The 3,483-nt window shown below is 71.5% G+C and carries 3 protein-coding genes and 1 pseudogene; 2 read left to right on the forward strand and 2 right to left on the reverse strand.

Annotated features, from left to right (window positions below; translation table 11 throughout):
• Positions 1-439, forward strand: a pseudogene (locus tag DD1DGNOD_RS29135) (ABC transporter substrate-binding protein); the annotation flags it as partial.
• Positions 440-736: 297 nt separating this feature from the next.
• Entirely contained in the window at positions 737-1,072 is a 336-nt protein-coding gene (locus DD1DGNOD_RS09310) for an RNA polymerase-binding protein RbpA (RefSeq protein WP_131766216.1), read from the forward strand.
• A 286-nt stretch (positions 1,073-1,358) separates the two neighbouring features.
• On the opposite strand, the gene pgl is transcribed toward DD1DGNOD_RS09310, so the two are convergent.
• On the reverse strand, positions 1,359-2,228 hold the full coding sequence (gene pgl / locus DD1DGNOD_RS09315) for a 6-phosphogluconolactonase (protein WP_131769913.1): 870 nt from the start codon (positions 2,226-2,228) through the stop codon (positions 1,359-1,361).
• Positions 2,228-3,304, reverse strand: coding sequence for a glucose-6-phosphate dehydrogenase assembly protein OpcA (locus tag DD1DGNOD_RS09320; RefSeq protein WP_131769917.1), 1,077 nt, complete (start codon positions 3,302-3,304; stop codon positions 2,228-2,230). Before DD1DGNOD_RS09320 ends, pgl begins: the two co-directional genes overlap by 1 nt.
• Positions 3,305-3,483: the final 179 nt, after the last annotated feature.

A 3,483-nucleotide genomic window follows, 5' to 3' on the forward strand; every position in this document is an offset into this window, starting at 1 on the left:
CGCCTTCGCCCGCGCGGGGGTGACGTTGCAGGTCAACGCGGTGGCCGCGGCGGACTACCCGCGTATCGCGGTCCCCTTGAGCGCGGTGAGCTGGGACCTCGCCCTCACCCGGGTGACGCCGCAGTGGTTCGGCAACGCCGGGCGCAGCGTGTTCCAGCCCCTGCTGGAACCGGAATGGTCCGGCCCCCGGCCGGCCGACGGCGGATACCGCAACGAGCGGATCATCCAGTTACTGCATGACGCCCTCGGGGAGCGTGACCCGGTCGCGCTCCCCACCCGGTGGGGTGACCTGGAGCGGGAGCTGCTCACCGATGCCGCTATCATTCCACTGGCGGCTACCGTCACGCCGCGTTTTCACAGCGCCAACGTCCGCGGTTTTCTGCGGGTGCCGTCACTCGACGACGCCGATCCCACCGCCGTCTCACTGGGGATCGCCTAGCCGGTTGTGGATCAGCACTTGGCCGAAGAGCGTACGATCATGGTTTTTCGGGCGCTCGGAGACCTGTTTCTGGATCAGTCTGGATCGGCATGGTGAAAGCGATTGAGGGCGGATCCCTGGGCGCTTCGACGGCAGCGGTGACGGCGCTCGGTCACCAACGCGGATTGTGAGGGTGACCGGCGGTGGTCGGTACGACGAGATCGGCCCTTCTCGTCTTACACTCGGTCAGGCCGGCTGGCGGCTGGGGGGCCGGATCCGGAGTCAATCAGCGGGACGAGACAAAGGAGTATGCGGACCGTGGCAGGTGGTAACGCCATCAGAGGAAGTCGGGTAGGGGCGGGACCAATGGGGGAGGCCGAACGCGGTGAGACGGCCCCGCGGCAGCGGATTTCCTTCTGGTGCGCCAACAATCACGAGACCAAGCCGTCGTTCGCCGCGGACGCCGCGATTCCGGAGACCTGGGACTGTCCGAACTGCGGCTTCCCGGCGGGCCGCGACCGCGACAACGCGCCCGCTCCGACCAAGACCGAACCGTACAAGACCCACCTCGCCTACGTCCGGGAGCGGCGTAACGAAAAGGACGGGGAGGCGATCCTGGCCGAAGCGCTGGCCAAGCTGCGCGGTACCGCCTAGGTTCCTCGGGGCTTCCGAGGTTCCTTCGGCCTCCGAGCGCGCTAAGAATAATGATCGCGCGCTTTTGGTGTCCGCAAGCTTGGGTCCGGGGCCTGGGCGCCCATCCGCTTCGTGATGCACGTTCGCGATGCACGGGTACCCGGCTGGCAAGGCCCGGATGGAACGTCACTGTCCGGGCCTTGCAGCCTCGCTCGCCTGTGCCTTACCTGTTTGCCCTGCTTGCCCGTCTGCCCTGCCGGCTGGCTCTGCCGTCAGGGGCTCAGGAGGCCACCGTGCCCGGGTGCGCCTAACCTGTCGAACCCTCGTGCACCGGCGATGCTCCGGCGGTGACGGCGAGTCCGGCCGCGGCGGCCCGGTCCAGCAGCCACAACGTGCGTTGCCTGCCGCATGCTCCCACCGCCGGGATTTCGGTGGGGCTCGCGCCGGAGAACGCGCTCGCCACCGCGTCCGCCTTTGCCTCGCCCGCGGCGAGGAGCCAGACTTCGCGCGCGGCCTGGATCGCGGGAAGCGTGAGCGAGATCCGCGTGGGTGGAGGCTTCGGCGACTGGTGCACCGCAACAGCGGCAGCACGGGCGTGGACGGCCGGGGAGCCGGGAAAGAGCGAGGCCACATGCCCATCCGGCCCGACTCCCAGCAGCAGCACGTCGAAGGACGGCACCGCCACCGCGTCCGCGGTCGTTCCGGTCGGTACGTGGCCCGCGAGCAGCCGCGCGTAATCGGCCGCAGCCGCCTCGGCCGCCGCAGCCACATCCGCCGTCACAGCCGTATTGACGGCCTCGGCGTCCGGCTCGGGGCCGCCGGCGACGGCGCCGGCGGCGTCCGCGCTGCCCATCGTGAAAACCCGGGCTGGGTCAAGGGGCAGGACGTCGAGCAGGGCGTCACGGGCCTGGCGATCGTTGCGGTCGGCTGAACCCGCGGGCACGAAGCGCTCGTCGCCCCACCAGATGTCCACCCGTCCCCAGTCGACCGCTTCGACGATCGGACTGTCGCGTACCGCTCGGAGCGTGGCCACGCCGATACCGCCACCGGTCAGGACCACTGACGCGCTGCCGCGGGCGGCCTGCGCGTCCAGGATGCTGATGATCAGCCGGGCGGCGGTCGCGGCGGCCAGCAGGTCCGGGTCGCGATGGATGACGACCTCGGGTGACGCGCTCATCAGCCGGACGCCCCGGCGCCGGTGTCCGCCGGGTTCGTGCTCACCGAGGCCGTGGCGTCCGCGTCCGCCGGGCCCGTCGTGTCCGTGCTGGTCACGGTATCCGCAGTGTCCGTGGTGTCCGCCGTCGGGTCGCGCCAGATGTGTTCGCGGATCGCCGACCGGGAAGCCAGACCTTTTATCCCGCTCCAGGCCGACAGCGCGTCCGCGTAGGGCGCGTCGTGGTCGAGCCGGCGCAGTTCTTCGGCCAGCAGGTCACCAAGGCCGCGTTCGGGCAGCGGCAGGGCCCGGTCGGGCCGACCGGGTCGCCGTAGCACCGCGGTGTGGGAGTCCTGGCGCGTCAGGGCCAGCTCGCCGTCGTCGAAGTGGACGCTCACCTCGACCGGTCCACGCCGGGGCGTTTCGGCCACGGCGACCGGAACGTCCAGGCGGTCGGTGAACCAGCCGGACAACAGGCAGACACTGGGGTCCGCCTCGCCGCCCACGATGGTGATCGACCGCGGTCTCTCGGTGATCGAGTCGAAGGCGGCCGCGATCAGCGTCCGCCAGCCGGTGAGTCGCGTCCACGCGAGATCGGTGTCGCCGGGCGCGAAGTCCGCCGCCCGCCGGCGCAGCGCCGCCACGGGATCGGGGGAGGCGTCCGCGTCGCTGACCCGCCGGTCCGCGAAGACCCCCAGGGGGTCGTAGGCGATGCGGTCCGGGGGTGCGCCGTGCCACCAGGTCACCACGGGCGCGTCCGGTGCGAGCAGCGGCAGCACCACCGACTCGGCGTGCAGGCCGAGTCGGCCGTGCATCCGCATGACCACGGCCTCGCCGGGCCCGAGCCGCCCGCCGATGGAGATCTCGGCGTCCAGCCTCGACGTGGGGGCGTCCAACTGGCGGCGCACGACGATGAGCAGCCGGCACGGATGGGCTGCCGCCGCTGTTGTCGCCGCGCTCTCGGCGGCGCTGACGTGCTTCTCGTCCACCACGACCACCAGGGTCAGGGCCAGGCCGAAGGCGAGCGCCCCGGCTGAGCGCCGTTCGGCCGCCAGTGCCTTGACGACGTCGGTGCCGGTCGTGTCCCAGAGGGTTGTCACGGTCGCCTCCTCGATGTCGTCCGGGTCGGCGACCACTTGGCCGCCGGTGCCGGTGCCGGTGCGAGGGGGATCGTCACCGGCGGCCTCACGGTCGCCTCCAGCAGCGCCCGTCACGGGCGAGCATCTCGTCGGCGGCGGCCGGTCCCCACGTCCCCGACCGGTAGGGGTGGGGTACGGAG

Origin of the sequence: Candidatus Protofrankia californiensis (genome assembly GCF_900634765.1) — a bacterium.
Taxonomy (GTDB): domain Bacteria; phylum Actinomycetota; class Actinomycetes; order Frankiales; family Frankiaceae; genus Protofrankia; species Protofrankia californiensis.